Raw genomic sequence first — 20,526 nt, forward strand, 5'->3', positions numbered from 1 at the left:
ACTCTGCCCGATTTTTGCCTGTTTTCGGTCGTCGACCGCAGCAATTGCCTTAATCGCGGAAATTCCCGTACTTGACGGGGAAATCGGTAATCGACTTGGTAATCAAACTGATACATGCCTGTAGATCGTCACGCTTGGCACCCTGGATGCGCACGGTGTCGCCCTGGATCGAAGCCTGCACCTTGAGCTTGCCATCCTTGACCAGCTTGACGATTTTCTTCGCCAGATCGCTGTCGATGCCATCCTTGATCTTCATTTCCTGCTTGACCTTGTTGCCGGAGACGCTGATCACCTTCTGGTGATCAAGGCGCTTGACGCTCTCCTTCTCCTTCTTCTCCATGGCGGGAAAAAGAAGATCCTTGATCTGGTCGAGCTGGAAGTCTGAATCGCCCCACAGGGTGATGACCTTGTCCTTCTCGTTCAATTCGACCTTGGCCGTCGTGCCTTTGAAGTCGTAACGGTTGTCGATCTGGCGTGCGGTGACGTCGATGGCGTTCTTCAACGCCACCATGTCCGCTTCGGAGGTGAAGTCAAAGCTCGGCATGGAAAACTCCTTGATTAAAGGCCCGACGCGCAGGCCGGGCAAGGCGCTGGCGCAAAGGCAGTACGAAAAAGTACGGCGAGCGCCAGCAACGCAGCCCGGCTAAGCGCCGGGCTTTTACTGGTCAGCCGAAATGGCAGACGTAGTGATAGGCCTCGCCTTCGGCGACCGAAATCTCGAAGGAGGAATTGCCCGGCACGTTGAAGGACTGGCCTTCGCCCCAGGTCGTCCATTCGGCCTCGCCCTTCAGCTTGACGCGGCAGGAACCGCCGACGCCTTCCATGATTTCCGGCGCACCGGTATTGAAGGTCAGGCTGGATGGCAGGATCACGCCGACCGTCTTCTTGGTGCCGTCAGCCAGGACCACGGTGTGGCTGACGCACTTGCCATCGAAGTAAACATTGGCCTTCTTGACCACGGAAACGTTGTCGTATTGCGACATTTAAATACCCCAGATTTTCTGAATGACTGATTTGGCGATGAAGCCGACCATGCCGAAAGCCAGCACGAAGAAGAGCACGAAGGTGCCCGTCTTGCCGGCTTTCGACTTCCAGGCGATCTCGCCAATGATGAAAAGCATGAAGATGATGAAAGCCGCGACACCCCAGGTCGAGAAAAAGTCCGCGATCTGTTCTTCGTTGAAACCGAAAATGGTGCCGCCATCCATCGCTTAAGCCTGCCCCTTCTTGGCGCGCAGATTGGCCGCGATGCGCATGCGCAATGCGTTCAGCTTGATAAAGCCAGCCGCATCCTTCTGGTCGTAGGCACCAGCATCGTCCTCGAAGGTGGCGATGGTCGAATCGAACAGCGAATCCGTCTTCGAGTCGCGGCCGACGACGATGACGTTGCCCTTGTACAGCTTGAGGCGCACGGAACCGTTCACGCAGCCCTGGGTGTGGTCGATCAGCGTCTGCAGCGCGATGCGCTCCGGGCTCCACCAGTAACCGTTGTACACCAGGCTGGCGTAGCGCGGCATCAGGTCGTCCTTGAGGTGAGCGACTTCACGGTCCAGGCAGATGGATTCGATGGCCCGGTGGGCGCGCAGCATGATCGTACCGCCCGGGGTTTCGTAGCAACCGCGCGACTTCATGCCGACATAACGGTTTTCAACCAGGTCGAGACGGCCGATGCCGTGCTTGCCACCGAGTTGGTTCAGCGTGGACAGGACCGTCGCCGGCGACATGCGCTGGCCGTTGAGGGCAACAATGTCCCCCTTCTCGTATTCGATATCCAGGTACTCGGCCTGGTCCGGTGCAGCTTCCGGGGAAACCGTCCACCGCCACATCGACTCTTCGGCCTCGGCGGCCGGGTTTTCGAGATGGCGACCTTCGTAGGAGATGTGCAACAGATTGGCGTCCATCGAGTACGGCGAACCGCCCTGCTTGTGCTTCATCTCGACCGGGATGCCATGCTTTTCGGCATAAGCCAGCAGCTTTTCGCGGGACAGCAGATCCCACTCACGCCACGGCGCAATGACCTTGACACCCGGCTTCAGCGCGTAGGCACCGAGCTCGAAACGAACCTGGTCGTTGCCCTTGCCGGTCGCACCGTGAGAAATGGCATCGGCGCCGGTCTGGTTGGTGATATCGATCAGACGCTTGGCGATCAGCGGACGGGCAATCGAGGTACCGAGCAGGTATTCGCCTTCATAGACGGTGTTGCAGCGGAACATCGGGAAGACGAAGTCGCGCACGAACTCTTCGCGCAGGTCGTCGATGAAGATGTTTTCCGGCTTGATGCCGAATTGCAGCGCCTTGGCGCGCGCCGGCTCAAGCTCTTCACCCTGGCCGAGGTCGGCGGTGAAGGTCACCACTTCGCACTGATAGGTGTCCTGCAGCCACTTGAGGATCACGGAGGTATCGAGACCGCCGGAATAGGCCAGCACTACTTTTTTAACGTCGCTCATTTCTGTTCCCTTGTTTCGTTTAATCCTGCCGTTCAGCCCTGAATATGGCCCAACAGCAAATATTCCATCAACGCCTTCTGCACATGCAGGCGATTCTCGGCCTCATCCCAAACCACCGACTGCGGCCCGTCGATCACCTCGGCAGTCACTTCCTCGCCCCGGTGGGCCGGCAGGCAATGCATGAACAGTGCCCCGTCGTTGGCAGCCTGCATCATCTCGCCATCGACGCACCAGTCGGCGAAAGCCTTGATCCGCGCTTCGTTCTCGGCCTCGAAGCCCATCGAGGTCCAGACATCGGTAGTGACCAGATCGGCCCCGCGACAGGCCTCCATCGGGTCGGCAAAGACCTGGAAATGGCCGGCATCAACCCCGGCGATCAGTTCCGGCTGCAACTCGTAGCCCGGCGGCGTCGACACATGCACCTTGAAGTCCAGCACTTGGGCTGCCTGCAGCCAGGTATTGCACATATTGTTGGCATCACCGACCCAGGCCACCGTCTTGCCCTGAATGCAGCCGCGATGCTCGATATAGGTGTAGATATCGGCCAGGATCTGGCACGGGTGGTATTCGTTGGTCAGGCCATTGATCACCGGCACGCGGGAATTGGCGGCAAAACGCTCGATGATTTCCTGCTCGAAAGTGCGGATCATCACGATGTCGCTCATCCGGGAAATAACCTGCGCCGCATCCTCGACCGGCTCGCCGCGCCCCAACTGGGAATCACGGGTGTTCAGGTAAATCGCCGAACCGCCCAGTTGCTGCATGCCCGCTTCGAAGGAGAGCCGCGTCCGCGTGCTGGCCTTCTCGAAAATCATCACCAGCGTCCGGTCGGAAAGCGGCCAGTACTTCTGGTAGGACTTGAACTGGTTCTTGATCCAGCGTGTCCGCTCGAAAACATATTCGAGCTCGGGACGCGTGAAATCCTTGAATTGGAGAAAGTGTTTGATCGCCATGATTTAGGCCGCCAAAAAATCCTTGATAAGGGGAGTGACGCGGTCGACCAGTTCCTTGGCCTCATTTTCACTGAAAATCAGCGGCGGCAGGAAACGCACCACCTGGTCAGCCGTCACATTGATCAACAGGCCAGCCGCCAAAGCCTGGCCAACCAGTTCACCACAGGGACGATCCAGTTCCAGGCCGATCATCAGGCCATGACCGCGAATGTCGAGCACGCCCCGCTCACCAGCCAGCGACTCTGCAAACAACTGGCGGATCAGGGCGCCGATACGCTCCGCGTTGGCCAGCAGGCCATCTTGCTCGATCGTTTCAAGGGTGGTCAAGGCAGCTGTGGCTACCAGCGGATTGCCACCAAAGGTCGAGCCATGATTGCCCGGACCGAACAAGCCGGCAGCAGGACCGCGCGCCAGACAGGCACCAATCGGCACCCCTGAACCCAGCCCCTTGGCCAAAGTAACAATATCCGGCTGCACGCCGGCATGCTCAAAACCGAACCATTTGCCGGTCCGTCCCATGCCGCACTGCACTTCGTCACAGATCAGCAACCATCCCTGCTCGTCACAGAACTGGCGCAGGCCCTTCTGATATTCGATCGACGCAAGATGGATGCCGCCCTCGCCTTGAATCATCTCCAGCATGACGGCAACGACATTTTTGTTGTGCTCGGCGACCGACTTGATTGCATCCAGATCATCGTAGGGGACACGAACAAAACCGGAGACCAGCGGCTCAAAACCGGCTTGTGCCTTGCGATTGCCGGTAGCCGAGAGAGTCGCCATGGTCCGGCCGTGAAAAGCCTTTTCCATGACGATGATGGTCGGCGTTTCAATGCCTTTCTTGTGACCGTAAAAACGGGCCAGCTTGATCGCCGCTTCGTTGGCCTCGGCCCCGCTATTGGAGAAGAAAATCTCCTGCATGCCGGAAATTTCGGCCAGCTTGTCGGCCAGCAATTCCTGCTCGCGAATGCGGTATAGATTGGAGGTGTGCAACATGCGCCCGGCCTGGGCAGCGATGGCCGCCACCAGCTTGGGATGGGCATGACCGAGCGTTGAAACGGCAATACCGGACAATGCATCCAGGTATTCCTTGCCCTCGGTATCGGTAATCCGGCTACCCTGACCGTGACTGAAAGTCACCGGCAATCGGGCATAGGTATTCATGACATGCGACATGAGACAACCCCAAAAAACGAAAACGGCGGCTATTGCCGCCGGAACGACCGCCACTCCAGAAGGCCGCAATAACCCGAAAGAGTTGCAGAAAACAGAATGTTAAGTGAAAAATAGAGCCTTGTATAGAACGCGAAAACCATGCGCATTGCCATTTTCAACCAGAAAGGCGGTGTCGGAAAAACGACAACTGCTCTCAACCTTGGCGCCGCCCTCAAGCGCGCCGGCAGGCCTCCCCTCCTCCTGGATCTCGACCCGCAGGGGCATCTTTCAAGCATTCATGGCAACGCCCCATCCGAAGCCAACAAAAGCCTCTTCGCCTTTTACCAGGACCTCAGCCCGCTTAGCGCCCTTGAAGTCGCCTGGGATGATATCGGCCATCTTTTACCCGCCCATCAGCAACTGATCAAGGTCGACTCCATCTTCGGCAAGGGTCCGGCCATCCTGAACAAGCTGCGCCTTGGCCTGGAAGCCCAACAAGCCGCGCCAGCCAGCCGACCGGTCCTGATCGACTGCTGCCCCTACATCGGCGTCCTCGCCCTCAACGCCATCTTTGCCTGCGACCGACTGATCATCCCCGTCTCAACGGACTATCTCTCGCTACAAGCCGCCGACCACATCACACGCACCCTGCAAGTCCTCGAACCGGTACTCAAACGCAAGATTGAACGCCGCTACCTGCTGACGCGCTTTGATCGCCGCCGCCGCATGAGCGACGATGTCCGCAACAAACTGCGCGAGCGCTACGGTGACGACGTTCTGGACACGGTCATCTCCGAAAATGTCGCCGTCGCGGAAAGCCCGTCACTAAACCGCGATGTATTCCAGCACAACCCATGCAGCCCAGGTGCCCACGACCACAAGAACCTGCTTAACGAACTAAGCGAACGCGGCGACCTGTAATTTTCTGCCCGCCGGGCCAGTCGACCGGAGGAATCAGCCGCCCCGCCCCACTGGCAGCACACCCCATAATTATGGCAAGCCAAGGCGCTTCTGCTAGAATGCCCACCACCAAAGGTCGCAACACCAGCTAACGCAGAGTAGAACAATGACAACATCAGAATCGACCACCTTCATCATTGTTGGCCTCACCAAACAAGGACGTAAATTTCGCCCCAGCGACTGGGCCGAACGCCTCTGCGGCGTCATGTCGGCATTTGGTGCCGAACGCAAGATGAAGTACTCCCCTTACGTTGGCCCCGGTGACTACAACGGTGAAAAAGCCGTTTTTGTCGACGGCCGCCTCGGCGAAATCGAGCCGATGGCCTACCGCTTCATGCTCAACTTTGCCCAGGACAACGACCTGCAGATCATTGATGGCGTCTGCTCGCTGGAAGAAAAGAAATAAGCAACAGCAAACACCAGAAATAAAAAAAAGGCGCCCAAAGGCGCCATTTTTATTGGAGCATCGGTCCAGCTCAGGCAGCAGCAAGCGCCTTGATCTGAGCAGACAGACGGCTCTTGGTGCGGGAAGCCTTGTTCTTGTGAACAATCTTCTTGTCAGCAATACGGTCAAGAACAGCAACAGATTGCTGGAAAACACCTTGAGCGGCTGCCTTGTCGCCGGCATCGATTGCCTGGCGCACACGCTTGATCGCGGTACGCAGGGTCGAACGCAGGCTGGCGTTGTGGGAGCGTTGCTTGTCAGCTTGACGAGCGCGCTTGCGGGCTTGTGCGCTATTGGCCATTAGAATTTCCAAATCAATTAAAACAATCCTTGATTATAGCAAGCATCATCCAATTCAACAATGGAAGCTGAAAGATAAATCCTCCATCCCGAGAACAAGAAGGCACAAGCTCGCAAGCCCCTTGTCCATGGCTACTGCACAGGCAAACGAAAATCCTCAGCACCAATTTCGATTTTTAAAATGCTACCGACTGGTTTTCCATCAACCTGCCCCGGCATGAAACGCATACGCTCAAAGGCGGCAAGCAGCCCACTATGAAACGCCTCTGACATGTCCGCGAACTCCGTCTCTATCCCGGCAATCTCTCCGGTAGCATTGATCCAAATCTTCAGCACGGCCTTACCAAACATCTCGGCAGGATTCACGTCTCCCAGCATCTCGTCCAGGATAGTTAGCGGGTAAGGCCGCACCGTAAGCAATTCACTAGAAAAATAGTCCTCCTCAGCCACGCGCACTCCCAATGATGCCCCCTCCCCCCCTTGCCCAGAAAGGGATTCATCAATCGGCTCAAGCCCCGATACCGTTTTTATTTGATGACCATCAGCCGCAACTCGCCGAGGCTTCTTCTTCATTTGAACAGCACGGTCAACCCGCCCCCGTTCCACGGAGACTGCAACCTCATCATGTGTGACTAGTTGCGCAGAAATCATCTGTCCATCCCCTGCTGTCACGACGTACTTGCTCGGAGCGACAATCACAAGCAGCAAATGACAAAGGGCCGACAGACCGAAAGCGATCGCCAGGCGTCGGACCTCTGTAGCCCACAGACAAGCAGTGAGGCTTGAAAAAAAACGCAAATCAAACAAGAAAAAGAATCCAGCTAGGCATCGTTGCCTATTCTGCTCTCTCGCCCCCACCATCAGACAACCACTTGAACCCAAGCATTAACCGGTCGTCGGAAATGGAAATGAGCTTTTCTTAGCCGGCTATCATTCACTAATGAATATGGAGCACGCTGCTCTGGCACTCTTAATCAAAGCATAGGCGCCCAAGAGGAATCTAATGAAAACACAATCAGGCTTCACACTAATCGAACTAATGATCGTCGTAGCGATCATTGGCATCCTGTCTGCAATTGCTTATCCATCCTATACAGACTACCTGATCCGCGGCCGTATTCCGGACGCGACATCCGCCTTGGCTGCAAAGCGGGTGCAATTGGAACAATATTTTCAGGACCGCCGAAGCTATGTAGATAGCGAACTGGGTAGCAACCCCTGCAGCAATGATGCGACAACAAGTCGGTTTTTCACTTTTTCCTGCTCAGCCACCCCAACCGCGACGACCTATACACTGCAAGCCGTTGGTAATGCCGGTGGCCCCATGGATGGATTCACTTTTACAGTAGACCAATCAAACGTAAAAACTTCAAACATCACCCGTAGTGGATGGTCGAACCCGAACCCAAACAACTGCTGGGCGGTGAGGCGGGATGGTAGCTGCTCATGAGACACCGATTGGAAACTGGCATTACGCTGGTAGAAATACTGATTGGCCTGGCGCTATTCGGAATACTGATGGCTATGGGAGTCCCCAGTTTCTCCCGCTGGATTCAAAGCAGCCAGATCCGCAATTCTGCTGAAGCAATTCAGAATGGTCTGACACTGGCTAGAGCTGAGGCCGTTCGACGCAACACCAACGTGCGTTTTCAACTGGTTTCCTCGGTGACTAATGCGTGCGCACTATCTGATGCCGGCAGAAACTGGATCATCAGCCTCAACGACCCAACCGGCTCATGTGATAGCGCACCTTCAGATAGCGTTGCACCGCGCATCATCCAAACAAGGAGCTCTGGAGAAGGGTCGCCAAATGCAGTGATCAACGCGAACGGGATTTTCTTGATCACTTTCAATGGTACTGGGCAATCAAATACCGCGGCCAGCATCGACATCACCAACCCGTCGGGCGGCAACTGTTCAGCCAACGAAATGAGATGCCTGCGCGTTACCGTCTCAACCGGCGGCCAGATTCGCATGTGCGACCCGGCCCGTGCAAATACTGATCCTCAGGGATGTTGAAATGACCAGTCAAAACCATCCGCTCACGCAGCAGTCAGGCATTGTCCTTCTAGAGGCGCTACTGGCGATTCTTGTTTTTTCGCTCGGCGTTCTCGCCCTAGTAGGCCTCCAAGCCACGGCGATAAAGCAGTCAACAGATGCGCGATACCGCTCCGAGGCATCCCTGTTAGCCAATGACGTCATCAGCCAGATGTGGGTCAGTAACAGGACGACAGCAACACTACAAGCCAATTTCAACACCGGCGGCACCGCTTATAACACCTGGCTAGCCAGAGTTATAAGTACCTTACCTGGTGTTGCTGCCAATTCCGCGACAGCTCCGACAATTGCCATTGACGGACAGGGCATAGCAACGGTCACACTTTTCTGGAGGGCGCCCAATGAGCCTGCCGGGACCACACCTCATAACTTTGTGACAATCGCCCAGATCAGGTGAAGGAATTGGACGTGAAAACAAAAAACCGAATTGATTTGCACCGCCACTCAGGTTTCAGCCTGATCGAAATCATGGTTGGCCTGGTGATCGGAATGCTGGGCATTGTGGTGATGATGCAGGTTTATGCACTTTCTGAAGAACGCAAACGCACGACAACCGCGGGTAGCGATGCACAAAACAATGCAGTGATCGCCCTTGATACGATCCAGCGCGATATTTCCCGAAGCGGTCATGGATTCGCAAACGTTCGCCTGATGGGCTGCAATCTACAACTGCCAAATGGCTCCCCCATCCCATTCGCGCCGGTAATCATCAATCCTGCTGCAACAGTAATCCCCGCCGGTGACACCAATACAGACACACTCTTGGTGTCTTATGGCAACGGCGATGATCAACCTGATGGTTACAGCGTCAACAACCAGAGCGGTTCCACCTACACGATTACCGGAACAGGGATGTTGAAGCAGAATGACCGGGCAATTGCATCACCAGCCACCTGCGGCGCAACCACGTTGGTTCTTGCAACAGTCCAATCTGTTGCCGCATCGGTCATTCAACTATCAAACTCGCAAGCCGGAACGGCTCTTTACAACTTGGGCAACGCCCCCAGATTTCTGGCATATGCCGTTCGTTCAGGAAATCTGACCGTCTGCGACTACATGACCAGCAATTGTGGTGATGCAAGCAGAACATCAGATCAAGCAGTCTGGCGACCAATTGTCAGTAATGTGGTCAGTCTTCGGGCGCAGTATGGGCTCGACACCACCGCGGTCATGGATGGAGTCGTCGACACCTACAACCAGACAACCCCAACCACTGCTTGCCTTTGGGCACGAGCTTCGGCCATACGGTTTGCACTGGTCGCTCGCAGTCCTCAATTCGAGAAAACAGCAGTGACCGCAGCAGCCCCGACGTGGGCTGGAACAAACGCCAACAATCCGCTCGGCACTAATAGTGCAGCAACCCCAATCGACTTATCGGTGAACACGCTCACAGTTCAAACTGAATGGCAGCAATACCGTTATCGGGTCTTTGAAACGACCGCACCGATTAGAAATGTTGCCTGGATGGGAGCAGTCTCAGGATGCTAACCAAATCAAACCTTCGAGAACAATCTGTCGCACCTCCTCATGCGCAAAAAGGCGTAGTTCTGTTTATTGCCTTGATCGTACTTGTCGTCATGACATTAGGCGGCATCGCACTTATTCGTTCGACCGATCTCACCAACATCATCGCGGGCAATCTCGCCTTCAGGCAGGCAGCGACGCACTCAGGCGATACCGGTATCGAAACGGCATTCGCCTGGCTGCAAGCCAACAGCGGTCTGTTAACCAACGACGTAGCCAACGCCGGCTATTCCGCCAACGGCAATAATCCCAGCCGCAGTCCGGCCGCAGGACAAACCTGGGATGCCTACTGGAATAGTTTGCCCGCATCAAGAATCCGCACGCTCGCAACCGACGCTTCCGGCAATACAGTTTCATTCATCATCGACCGTATGTGCGCAAATGCTGGCGCCACAACCGGCGGGGCAAACTGCTCGGCCTCCGTAGTGGCCTCGGTGGCGGGAGGCGCAGCGGAAGAAGGAGGGGAAATCGCTCTCACCGCCCCTTCGGCAACCTATTACCGAATTACAGTACGAATCGCCGGTCCGCGAAACACGGTCAGCTTCGTGCAGGCAATGGTGACAATATGACCCCGTTTGATTTCTCGTTAGCGACAACTCAGATATGTGCAGCCTGACCAGGAGATTGCCATGAACATTACCTCGCCCTTCAAGAGCAGCCTCCTGCTTGCCGCCCTAGCTCTGACACTAAGTGGCCAGGCAGCACAGACCGACCTATCGACAATACCGTTAAGCACCTACTTCGCACCGTCATCTGTAGACGTCAAGCCGAATATTTTGTTCGTCCTTGATGACTCCGGCAGTATGGACTGGGATGGCATGCCTGATCAGGCTACCTGGTATGAAGCCTACAACGCCGATTACCGACCGACAAACTACAACAGTACAGTCAATAGCGGCATGCCCCCCTATATGCGCTACAACAGCGCATTCAACGGCGTGGCTTACAACCCCGCCGTTCGCTACCAACCGCCCATCATGTATGACGCGAACGGTACGCTGAATACCACGACCTATCCGTCAATGACCGGGGTTTCAACGGCAACGGGTGGGGATTCATCGGCCTCCAGCACCTCCCCGAACTGGAACGCAGTTAAGGTGGATGGCTACGGTGTCCAGAGCACCAGCACCACAAACCTCGGCAATGCGGCCTATGCCTATGTCACCATTCCGGGCGAATACTGCGACAAGCCCGACTTGAGAAGTTGCACTACGGCAAGCGCGACGAGCACCAGCTACCCGTACCCCGCCTCCATGCGCTGGTGTTCAACCGCCAACCTGACCACATGCCGCGCGACCTGGGATTCGTCGAACATGTATCCACGCATGCCGGCGCCACGTATTTCAACAATCACGGTATCCGGTAGCAACTCAACCGTCGTAAACGGCATCACCGTCGGCGGCCTGCAGATCATGTCAGCCGCAACCAGCGGTTCCACCGCCAGCTCCGACGTTGCAACGCGCATTAGAACGGCAATCAACAATTGCACAAACGTCCAAACCGGCAACTGTACGACCGTTGGCTACATAGCGACAGTCAGTGGCTCCACCGTGACCATTTATGCGCCCAGCAGCACCTCTGACACGCCGAGCATCGACAAAACCGGCTCGATGACTATTTCCGCAACCGCATTCGCCCGGGACAATATTCCGTTGGCTAACTGGCGGGATACTAGCGTAACGCCCAATCAAAGCTCGAGCACCATTCCCGGCGAGAACCTGCGTCACACCATTACCCCCTACATCACCAGCTATCCCTATCCGGGGACGACAAGCAAGGCAATTGGCCGCACGGATTGTTCTGGAACTACGTGCACCTATGCCGAGGAAATGACCAACTACGCAAATTGGTACGCCTATTACCGGACCCGGATGCAATTACTTAAAACAGCTGCCAGCCGTGCGTTTGCCGGAATAGACTCGACCACGGACATCGCCAACAACGTTTCCCGCTTCCGCGTCGGCTACATGAGCCTGAACAACAATACCGGCAGCGACTTCCTGAATCTGGACGAATTCAAGACCTCGCAAAAAAATGCCTGGTACACGAAACTCTTTGCTGCCAACCCCAACTCGGGCACCCCGTTGCGCCAAGCTCTTTCCAAGGCAGGGCGCCTCTACGCAGGCAAGTACAACGGTTCTACACTGAATGGCGTAACGGTCACCGACCCGCTTCAGTTTTCATGCCAACAAAACTTTACCATTTTGTCGACGGACGGCTTCTGGAATGGGGCAGCGGGTTTCAAACTTGACGGAACGACGGCAATAGGCAATCAGGACGGTTCGATGGCCGCCCCATATAACGACGGTGGCGTTGCGGCAACGCAAGAAAGAACAAGTCAATTACAGTCAAGAACAGAAACGCAAACCGCTAAAAAAGGGACACTGCAGTCTGGAACAGCCCAATTGATGGCAAGCACATCAACGCTCCAGAACCGCACAGTTACCGCGACAAACACCGGCATAATTGCCAGAAGAACCAGCTCAAACTCAGGGAATACTTGGAGCAACTGGAGCGAAGTTTCATCGTGCACCGCCGACAACAGTGGCAGTAACCGCACACAGTGTGGATATTTCACGGGAAGCTGGGCTAATACAGCAACCTGCACTCCGAGCGCGACAAATGCCTGCCGATACTCGGCCTGGAGTTCTGCAATTGGCGTTGCTTCTTGTACAGCAGTTGCGCAAGACACGACGAACTGGAGTGTGTCAACAGCTCAACAATGTTCAACTTCCCCCCCCAGTACTTGGGCAGACAATTCAACATGCAGTGTTTCCACCCCAGACAACAATGGATATTTCACTCAATGTAGATATCGTTGGGATGCCGCTGCCACAACCCAAACTTGCTCCCCCAGTTATGTAGCCAACAACTTTTCGAACGCGATTGTTTATGATAATTGCGCAACATCAAATGGGACTTGGTCTAACGCAACAACATGCTCAGAGACGGGCTGGAGCGTTTCTGGGACACGCACAGCATGTCAATACACGGCTTGGTCGGCATGGACCACGGTGACCGCCTGCACTCCCGTCAATAAATCGAGTAGCCCCGACTACTCGGTAGAGACTGCCAAGGAATGCCAGACGATCACCCTCAGCGGGGGCAACTCCAACACGCTGGCCGACGTTGCTGCCTATTACTACAACACCGACCTGCGCAGCCCGACTGCCAGCGATGGCACCGGTACCTGTGACGGGCCCACCATTGCGCCAGCAACCACGGCAAACAATCTTTGCACCAACAACGTAGCGGCCAACGGTCGGGACGTAGCTGCCACTCAGCACATGACGACCTTTACCCTCGGGCTTGGCGCACAAGGCAAGATGCTCTTCTCGCCAAGCTATTGGTCGGACACTTATGGTGACTTTTTCTCGGTAAAGACAGGAACGACATCTGACCCAACCAACGGCATTTGCTCCTGGCTGACATCCGGGAACCGCTGTGTCTGGCCTAATCCATCATCCGATAGCCCGGCCAATATCGACGACTTGTGGCACGCAGCTGTCAATGGCCGCGGCTCCTATTTCAGTGCGACCGACCCGAGTTCGCTGTCCAGTGGCCTAGCCAGCACCCTGGCAACCATTGTCGACACGCCACGCCCTGGCACCTCGGCAGCTGCCGCCAGCAGCAATCCGAACATCAGCGCCGGAGACAACTATGTATTCAGTTCCTATTACAAGTCCGTTGACTGGTATGGCGAACTCTATCGCCAACGCTTTGACATCACGACGCAGAATCTGACTCCCTCGGTAGACTGGTCGGCAATGACTCTTCTGGATTGCGCCACGACGGAATGGGGAGCCTCTAAGTCATATGTTGCGGGCAATGCTTATCGGAATGGTGACATCTGCTACCGAGTCCACACCGACTATGTTTCAGACACCACGTTCGGCACGACCGACACCGCCAAGACAGCCATCGTGAGCCATGCACCCAGCACCTGCACAACGGCCTGGGCGGCTAACACCAACTACTCAGTCGGTAGTGTGTACTCCAGGGCAGGCGTTTGTTACTACGTCATCACCGCTTACATGTCGACGAGTTCTTTCAGCGCGACGGATACACAAAATACGAATTCGGCATATGTTGCCGGAGCACCGACCTCACGCACCATCTACACCAAAGGCAGCAGCGGGCTGATCAGCTTCACCTGGGACAATTTAAGCTCGGGGCAGCAAGCTTATTTCACCAAGCCCCATCTCACCTATGTTGCAACGGCCCCATCGACCGGACTTTCCCAATTTTGCACCCCGGCCGGCAGTAGTTGCCTGAGCAGCACAGCACAAGACAACACGACTGTTGCGACCAACGGTGCGGCCGGAGAAGCCTTGGTCAACTACCTCCGCGGCGAGCGGACCAACGAGGGTACATTCTTCCGGGAACGTAAGCATGTCCTGGGCGATATCGTTTCCTCCGAGGCACGCTACGTCAAATCCTCACTATTCAATTACACCGACCCCGGATACAGCGACTTCAAGACACTCAAGGCTTCGCGAAACGGTGCAGTCTACGCGGCAAGCAATGACGGCATGTTGCATTCTTTTGACGCGGAAACTGGTAAGGAACTCTGGGCTTATATCCCGGCAATGGTTCTTCCCGAGTTGTATCGCCTAGCTGATAAAAACTACAGCCAACAGCACCAGTATTTTGTCGATGGCACCCCGGAAACTGGTGATATTTGTCCGACCACGCCAACGACTGCGTGCTCTGGCAGCCAGTGGAAAACCATCATTGTCGGTGGACTGAACCGGGGTGGTAAAGGATATTTCGCGCTTGACATCACCGACCCCGCCAATCCTGCATTGCTGTGGGAGTTTACCGATGCCAACATGGGCTACTCCTATGGCAACCCACGAATCACCAAGTTGCGGACCGGCCAATGGGTTGTCTTGCTGAGCTCTGGCTACAACAATGCAGACGGAATCGGGCGGCTTTACGTGCTTGACGCATATACCGGAAGCCTGATTAGAACCATCAGCACCAACACAGGTAGCGCCGGGACTCCGAGCGGTCTAGCCAAGATCAGCGCCCACTCAACAACGGCAGATACAAACAACACCAGCACAGCCGCTTATGGCGGCGATATGTTGGGCAACCTGTGGCGTTTTGATATCAATAACGACATCGGCGCCGCTGGTTATGACGCTCAGCTGCTGGTTACTTTTGTCGACGCCCTGGGCGTTAGGCAACCGATCACAGCCAAACCGGTCGTCAGTACGATCAATGGCAAGCCCGTCATTTTCGTTGGAACCGGTAGCTACCTTGGTATCAGCGATGTCACCAATACTCAATCGCAAACCATGTACGCAGTCAAAGACAATCTTAGCGCAACAACGTACAGCAACCCACGGCTGGCCAGCAGCAATTTCGTAGGTCAGACATTGGTGGCAGCGACTTGCACAACAGAAGCCTCTTGCACGGCCGGTGAAAGCATCCGGAAAATCAGCAACCCTGCAAGCGTCAATTGGTCAACCCACAACGGTTGGTATCTAGACCTCCTGACAGCAGGAGAACGGGCAAATACTGACCCGGCGCTGGCACTGGGCAGTCTCGTCTTCACGACCAATACACCGAACAATGCCAGTGTTGAACCTTGTGGTAATGCATCGGCAGACGGATCGTCGAGCTGGCTATGCAGCGTCGACTACCTGAGCGGTGGCCCAGTCAGCAATGCCGAGGGGGTAGCTTGCAGCAGCCTGGGCAATGTGATTGCTACTCGCCCCGTCCTGGTTCGCCTGCCGGATGGCACTGTGCTGGCCCTGATCCGGACCTCCGGCGGTTCGGGCAGTTCTGGTGGTTCTGGCTCAGGTGGGACGGGCAGTGCGCCTAGTGGATACTACCCAGGCACCAAGGACGATGGCACCACCTTGGTCAAGAAGCCTCCAGTCAACCCGTCTGGTGGCTCAGCCCGCCGAGTATCATGGAGAGAGATCAGCAACAACTGATACATAGCTCGGCACTAACAAAAAAGGCCGGTTCTTCGAACCGGCCTTTTTATCGTTCAAAAATTGTGCGTTTCTAGCTGAGCAATTCCCGTGGCAATGGGAAGGAAACCCCCTCAACAACACCATTTGCTTGTACAACCGTCGCATCAGCCAGTTCTTTAATCCGGTCAAGCACACGCAAAACCAGAACCTCAGGTGCCGAAGCACCAGCTGTCACACCGACGCGCTTCTTCCCATCAAACCAGCCAGCATCAATTTCATCAGGACCATCGATCAAATATGCATCGACGCCACGCGCTATTGCCACCTCTCGCAAGCGACGGGAGTTGGAGCTATTCGGGCTACCGACAACCAGCACCAGATCACATTGCTCCGTTAGCGTTTTGACCGAATCCTGGCGATTTTGAGTGGCGTAGCAAATATCATCTTTTTTTGGCCCCTGAATCTCAGGAAAGCGGGACTTAAGAGCATCAATGACTTTTGAAGCATCATCAACCGATAGCGTCGTCTGGGTTACAAAGGAAAGTTGTTCAGGCGAGTTCACCTTTAACTGCTGAACATCATCGGTGGTTTCCACCAGATACATCCCATCACCACTCTGCCCCATCGTCCCCTCAACCTCCGGGTGGCCCTTGTGGCCGATCATCACCACTTCCCGTGCCTGGTTGCGCATCTTGCCGACCTCGACATGAACCTTGGTGACCAGCGGACAGGTTGCATCGAAGACTTTCAGACCGCGCGCATCCGCTTCCTCACGGACAGCCTTGGAAACGCCATGCGCACTAAAGATTACCGTGCTGCCGGCCGGCACTTCGCTCAACTCCTCGATGAAGACTGCCCCTTTGGCACGCAGGTCGTCGCAGACGAATTTGTTGTGCACGACTTCGTGGCGGACATAGATCGGGGCGCCGAATTTTTCCAGGGCGCGTTCAACGATGGCGATGGCCCGTTCGACGCCGGCACAGAAGCCGCGAGGGTTAGCGAGGATGACTTGCATTTACATGATTCCGATAATTTCCACCTCGAAGCGGATCGTTTTTCCGGCCATCGGGTGATTGAAGTCGAACAGGGCGTGCGTCGGGTCCAGCTCGCGCAGGAAGCCCGCGAAGGTGCCGCCGTTGGGGGCGGTGAATTCGACGACGGAATTCTCCTTGAGTTCCATCTCGGCCGGCAGGCCGCTGCGGGCGATGCGTTCGACCAGGCGTTCATTGTGCATGCCGAAGGCCTGCGCCGGCTCCAACTGGAAAACAAAGCGCTCGTGCGCCGGCAAGCCGATCAACACCGACTCCAGATTCTCGGCCAACTGGCCGCTACCCATTTGCAAGGTGGCCGGGCTCATGTCGAAGGTGGACAGGAACTCCTCGCCATCGAGCGTGGTGATGCGGTAATGCAGGGTCAGGTAACTATCCGAACGCACCGCTGTCATTGGTTTTTCTCCTCGGTTTTCTTGCCTGCTGTCCCGCCAGGGGACTTCCTCCCGGTCGCGGTCAACTGCTCAAAAACAAGCAAAACCGCGCCGACCGTAATGGCGGAATCGGCGATATTGAAGGCCGGCCAGTAGTAGCCGGCCACATGCCATTGAATGAAATCGACCACCGCGCCGAAGCGGATGCGGTCGATGACGTTGCCGAGCGCGCCCCCCATGACCAGCGCCAGGGCCAGCGACAGCAATTTCTGCTGAGGATGCTGACGCAGCATGACGGCGATCCAGCCGGAAATCCCGACGGCCAGCGCGGAAAAGAACCAGCGCTGCCAGCCCGGCTGGTCGGCGAGAAAGCTGAAGGCCGCCCCCGGATTGAAGGTCAGCACCCAGTTGAAGAAGGGCGCAACGTAGAGCACCTCGCCGAGCCGGATGTTCTCGAGGACGATCCATTTGCTCAGTTGGTCCAGCACGACGATCAATCCGGCCAGCGCATACCAGTGCGCCGCCTTAGGCATGCGTGCGGACCTCGCCTTCACCATGCAGGTTGCTGACGCAGCGGCCGCACAGGGTCGGATGCTCGGCATTGGCCCCGACATCCTCGCGCACGTGCCAGCAACGCTCGCATTTGCCATGCGTCGACGACTGCGCCACCAGTTTTTCTTCATCAGCCTTGACGACAGCAGCCTTGGAGCAAATCAGCACGAACTTGAGGTCATCGCCCAAGGAGTTCAGCAAATCGAATTTCTCGCCAGCGCAATGCAATTCGACCTCGGCCTGCAGCGAAGAGCCGATCTGGCCGGCTTCGCGCAAGGCTTCGAGCGCCTTGGTGACATCGGCTCGCACGGTACGCACCTGCGCCCATTTGGCCAGCAGTTCGCCCTCGCCTGCCGGCTTCGGCAGGTCGTGCCAGGTGTGCAGCATGACCGACTGCTCGGCATCGCCGGTCAGGATCTGCCAGACCTCCTCGGCGGTGAAGGAGAGGATCGGCGCCATCAGCTTGGTGAAGGCCTGCAGGATGTGCCACAGAGCCGACTGCGCCGAACGGCGGCTCGCCGAATTCGGTGCCGTCGTGTACAGACGGTCCTTCAGGATATCGAGGTAGAAACCGCCCAGATCTTCGGAGCAGAAGGTCTGCAGGGCCTGGACGACCCGATGGAACTCGTAGCGCTCGTAGTCGGCCTGGCAATCCGTTTGCAGTTCGCGGGTCAGGGCCAGCGCATAGCGATCGATTTCCAGCCATTGCTCGACCGGCAGCATGTCCTTGGTGACATCGAAATCGGAGAGATTGGCCAGCAGGAAACGCAGCGTGTTGCGGATGCGGCGGTAGCCTTCGACGACGCGCTTGAGAATTTCGTCGGAAATCGACAGTTCACCGGAGTAATCGGTCGACGCCGTCCACAGGCGCAGGATGTCGGCGCCCATCTTGTCGGAAACCTGCTGCGGTGCGATGACGTTGCCCTTCGACTTCGACATCTTGTGGCCCTTGCCGTCGACCACGAAGCCGTGCGTCAGCAGCGCCTTGTACGGGGCGCGGCCATCGATGGCGCAACCGGAGAGCAGCGAGGACTGGAACCAGCCGCGATGCTGGTCGGAGCCTTCGAGGTAGAGATCAGCCGGATAGGTCGACTCGGCAGCATGCGAACCACGCAGCACGTGCCAGTGCGTTGTGCCGGAATCGAACCAGACGTCCAGCGTGTCCTTCATCTTGACGTAATGCTCGGCTTCGGCGCCGAGCAATTCGGCGGCATCCAGACTGAACCAGGCTTCGATGCCGGCCTTTTCGACGCGCTGGGCGACCAGTTCGATCAGTTCGGCGGTACGCGGATGCGGCAACCCGGTTTCCTTGTGCAGGAAGAAGGGAATCGGCACGCCCCAGTTGCGCTGGCGAGAGACGCACCAGTCCGGCCGGGTCTTCATCATGCCTTCGAGACGGGCACGGCCCCAGGCCGGGAAAAACTGCGTTTCATCGACGGCACGCTCGGCGATCCAGCGCAGGGTCGACGCGTTCTCGTCCTGCTTGTGTTCCATGCCGATAAACCACTGCGTCGTGGCGCGGAAGATGATCGGCGTCTTGTGGCGCCAGCAGTGCGGGTAGCTGTGCTGGATTTTCTCGTTTTTGAGCAGTCGACCGCAGGACTCAAGTTCCTGCAGGACCAGCGGGTTGGCCTCCCAAACCGTCTTGCCGGCCAGGTCACCAACCGACAGCGCCGGCGTCGTACTGATGAAGCGGCCGTCGTTACCGACCGGGTTATTGACTGGCAGGCCGTATTTCTTGCCGATGTTGTAGTCGTCCACACCATGCGCCGGTGCCGTGTGCACCAGGCCGGTACCCGCCTCGGTGGTGACGTGCGTGCCGCAGATGATGGCCACGTCGCGCGGCTGGAACGGGTGCTTGAGCAGAATCTGGTCGAGCTTGTCGCCAGTGCAGGAGGCAATGGTGTTGCCTTCCAGGCCGTAGCGCTTGAGCGCGGCTTCGGCCAGTTCGCGAACCAGAATCAGGGCGCCCTTCTCGGTTTCGATCAGGTCGTAGGTCAGTTCCGGATGAACGCTGACCGCTTCGTTGGCCGGCAGGGTCCACGGCGTCGTCGTCCAGATCACGGCAAAGGCCGGGCCGCGCAAATGGGTTAGGCCGAAGGCCGTGGCCAGTTTTTCGGCGTGATTGGCATGCACCTCGAAGGCAACATCGATCGCCGGCGAATGCTTGTCTTCGTACTCGACCTCGGCCTCGGCCAGTGCCGAACCGCAGTCGAGACACCAGTTCACCGGCTTCAGGCCCTGATAGAGATAACCCTGTTCGAGAATCTTGCCCAGGGCACGGATTTCACCGGCCTCGGCCGAGTAGTTCATCGTCAGATACGGATTGCCCCAGTCGCCGAGCACGCCCAGGCGAATGAAATCCTTCTTCTGGCGCTCGACCTGCTCGGCGGCATAGGTACGGCACAGTTCGCGAACCTTGTCGGCCGGGATGTTCTTGCCATGCAGTTTTTCGATCTGGTGCTCGATCGGCAGGCCGTGGCAGTCCCAGCCCGGCACGTAGGGCGCGTCGAAGCCGGACAGCGTCTTCGAGCGGACGATAATGTCCTTGAGGATCTTGTTGACCGCATGACCGATGTGGATATCACCGTTGGCATAAGGCGGGCCATCGTGCAGCACGAAGCGCGGCCGGCCGGCGCAGGCTTCACGGATACGCTGGTAGAGTTTTTTCTCCTGCCATTGGGCGACCCATTGCGGCTCGCGCTTCGGCAAGTCGCCGCGCATCGGGAAAGCGGTGTCGGTCAGGTTCAGGGTATCTTTGTAATCAGCCATTTTGCGT

The 20,526-nt window shown here is 56.8% G+C and carries 20 protein-coding genes; 8 read left to right on the plus strand and 12 right to left on the minus strand.

The annotated features are described in order from the left end of the window. Positions 1 to 49: 49 nt before the first annotated feature. The 6 genes from AT959_RS03605 to AT959_RS03630 all read right to left on the minus strand — a co-directional run bounded on the left by AT959_RS03605 (position 50) and on the right by AT959_RS03630 (position 4,576). Positions 50 to 544, minus strand: a complete 495-nt coding sequence (locus AT959_RS03605; protein WP_066880682.1) for a YajQ family cyclic di-GMP-binding protein — start codon at positions 542 to 544, stop codon at positions 50 to 52. 121 nt (positions 545 to 665) lie between these two features. Further along, positions 666 to 983: a pyrimidine/purine nucleoside phosphorylase gene (gene ppnP, locus AT959_RS03610; RefSeq protein WP_066880684.1), complete on the minus strand. Its 318-nt coding sequence runs from the start codon at positions 981 to 983 to the stop codon at positions 666 to 668. Beyond that, the gene (locus tag AT959_RS03615) at positions 984 to 1,208 is read right to left on the minus strand and encodes a DUF2788 domain-containing protein (RefSeq protein ID WP_066880686.1); all 225 of its coding nucleotides are present in this window, start codon (positions 1,206 to 1,208) and stop codon (positions 984 to 986) included. A 3-nt stretch (positions 1,209 to 1,211) separates the two neighbouring features. Further along, the gene (locus tag AT959_RS03620) at positions 1,212 to 2,447 is read right to left on the minus strand and encodes an argininosuccinate synthase (protein WP_066880688.1); all 1,236 of its coding nucleotides are present in this window, start codon (positions 2,445 to 2,447) and stop codon (positions 1,212 to 1,214) included. A gap of 32 nt (positions 2,448 to 2,479) precedes the next feature. After that, entirely contained in the window at positions 2,480 to 3,400 is a 921-nt protein-coding gene (gene argF, locus AT959_RS03625; protein ID WP_066880690.1) for an ornithine carbamoyltransferase, read from the minus strand. A 3-nt stretch (positions 3,401 to 3,403) separates the two neighbouring features. Further along, a complete protein-coding gene (locus AT959_RS03630) occupies positions 3,404 to 4,576 on the minus strand; it encodes an aspartate aminotransferase family protein (RefSeq protein WP_066880691.1) in 1,173 nt (390 codons plus the stop codon). A 138-nt stretch (positions 4,577 to 4,714) separates the two neighbouring features. Here AT959_RS03630 and AT959_RS03635 point away from each other — a divergent pair, with 138 nt between their 5' ends. Both AT959_RS03635 and AT959_RS03640 read left to right on the plus strand, forming a co-directional pair. Further along, positions 4,715 to 5,476 (plus strand): ParA family protein, encoded by a 762-nt coding sequence (locus tag AT959_RS03635; RefSeq protein WP_066880692.1) that lies wholly within the window; start codon positions 4,715 to 4,717, stop codon positions 5,474 to 5,476. Positions 5,477 to 5,621: 145 nt separating this feature from the next. Further along, positions 5,622 to 5,921 (plus strand): DUF3579 domain-containing protein, encoded by a 300-nt coding sequence (locus AT959_RS03640; protein WP_066880694.1) that lies wholly within the window; start codon positions 5,622 to 5,624, stop codon positions 5,919 to 5,921. A 70-nt stretch (positions 5,922 to 5,991) separates the two neighbouring features. Here the strand turns inward: AT959_RS03640 and rpsT are convergent, their stop codons facing one another. Both rpsT and AT959_RS03650 read right to left on the minus strand, forming a co-directional pair. After that, positions 5,992 to 6,261, minus strand: a complete 270-nt coding sequence (rpsT, locus tag AT959_RS03645) for a 30S ribosomal protein S20 (protein ID WP_066880696.1) — start codon at positions 6,259 to 6,261, stop codon at positions 5,992 to 5,994. A gap of 131 nt (positions 6,262 to 6,392) precedes the next feature. Next, positions 6,393 to 7,067 (minus strand): energy transducer TonB, encoded by a 675-nt coding sequence (locus tag AT959_RS03650; protein ID WP_157651200.1) that lies wholly within the window; start codon positions 7,065 to 7,067, stop codon positions 6,393 to 6,395. Between the two features lie 196 nt (positions 7,068 to 7,263). Here AT959_RS03650 and AT959_RS20285 point away from each other — a divergent pair, with 196 nt between their 5' ends. From AT959_RS20285 to AT959_RS20300, 6 genes are read left to right on the plus strand one after another with little or no spacing between them, the layout of a single operon-like run. Further along, a complete protein-coding gene (locus AT959_RS20285; protein WP_083518182.1) occupies positions 7,264 to 7,710 on the plus strand; it encodes a type IV pilin protein in 447 nt (148 codons plus the stop codon). An 8-nt stretch (positions 7,711 to 7,718) separates the two neighbouring features. Continuing rightward, a complete protein-coding gene (locus tag AT959_RS20290; protein ID WP_169795442.1) occupies positions 7,719 to 8,279 on the plus strand; it encodes a GspH/FimT family pseudopilin in 561 nt (186 codons plus the stop codon). Position 8,280: 1 nt separating this feature from the next. Then, a complete protein-coding gene (gene pilV, locus AT959_RS03660) occupies positions 8,281 to 8,715 on the plus strand; it encodes a type IV pilus modification protein PilV (protein WP_066880930.1) in 435 nt (144 codons plus the stop codon). An 11-nt stretch (positions 8,716 to 8,726) separates the two neighbouring features. Further along, positions 8,727 to 9,806 carry a PilW family protein gene (locus AT959_RS20295; RefSeq protein ID WP_169795443.1) on the plus strand — a complete coding sequence of 360 codons (1,080 nt, stop codon included), beginning with the start codon at positions 8,727 to 8,729 and terminating at the stop codon, positions 9,804 to 9,806. Beyond that, on the plus strand, positions 9,800 to 10,411 hold the full coding sequence (locus AT959_RS03670) for a pilus assembly PilX family protein (RefSeq protein ID WP_066880704.1): 612 nt from the start codon (positions 9,800 to 9,802) through the stop codon (positions 10,409 to 10,411). Before AT959_RS20295 ends, AT959_RS03670 begins: the two co-directional genes overlap by 7 nt. Positions 10,412 to 10,471: 60 nt before the next feature. After that, positions 10,472 to 15,790 (plus strand): pilus assembly protein, encoded by a 5,319-nt coding sequence (locus AT959_RS20300; RefSeq protein ID WP_083518186.1) that lies wholly within the window; start codon positions 10,472 to 10,474, stop codon positions 15,788 to 15,790. A gap of 73 nt (positions 15,791 to 15,863) precedes the next feature. Here AT959_RS20300 and ispH read toward each other — a convergent pair whose 3' ends face one another. From ispH to ileS, 4 genes are read right to left on the minus strand one after another with little or no spacing between them, the layout of a single operon-like run. Further along, the gene (ispH, locus tag AT959_RS03685; protein WP_066880710.1) at positions 15,864 to 16,787 is read right to left on the minus strand and encodes a 4-hydroxy-3-methylbut-2-enyl diphosphate reductase; all 924 of its coding nucleotides are present in this window, start codon (positions 16,785 to 16,787) and stop codon (positions 15,864 to 15,866) included. Next, positions 16,788 to 17,216, minus strand: coding sequence for an FKBP-type peptidyl-prolyl cis-trans isomerase (locus AT959_RS03690; protein WP_066880712.1), 429 nt, complete (start codon positions 17,214 to 17,216; stop codon positions 16,788 to 16,790). It lies immediately after the preceding gene. Further along, positions 17,213 to 17,728, minus strand: a complete 516-nt coding sequence (lspA, locus tag AT959_RS03695; RefSeq protein ID WP_083518187.1) for a signal peptidase II — start codon at positions 17,726 to 17,728, stop codon at positions 17,213 to 17,215. The genes AT959_RS03690 and lspA overlap by 4 nt, the downstream gene beginning before the upstream one ends. Continuing rightward, positions 17,721 to 20,519 (minus strand): isoleucine--tRNA ligase, encoded by a 2,799-nt coding sequence (ileS, locus tag AT959_RS03700; protein WP_066880717.1) that lies wholly within the window; start codon positions 20,517 to 20,519, stop codon positions 17,721 to 17,723. The genes lspA and ileS overlap by 8 nt, the downstream gene beginning before the upstream one ends. Between the last annotated feature and the right edge of the window lie 7 nt (positions 20,520 to 20,526).

The sequence above is a fragment of the Dechloromonas denitrificans genome, from assembly GCF_001551835.1.
Classification (GTDB): Bacteria; Pseudomonadota; Gammaproteobacteria; order Burkholderiales; family Rhodocyclaceae; genus Azonexus; species Azonexus denitrificans.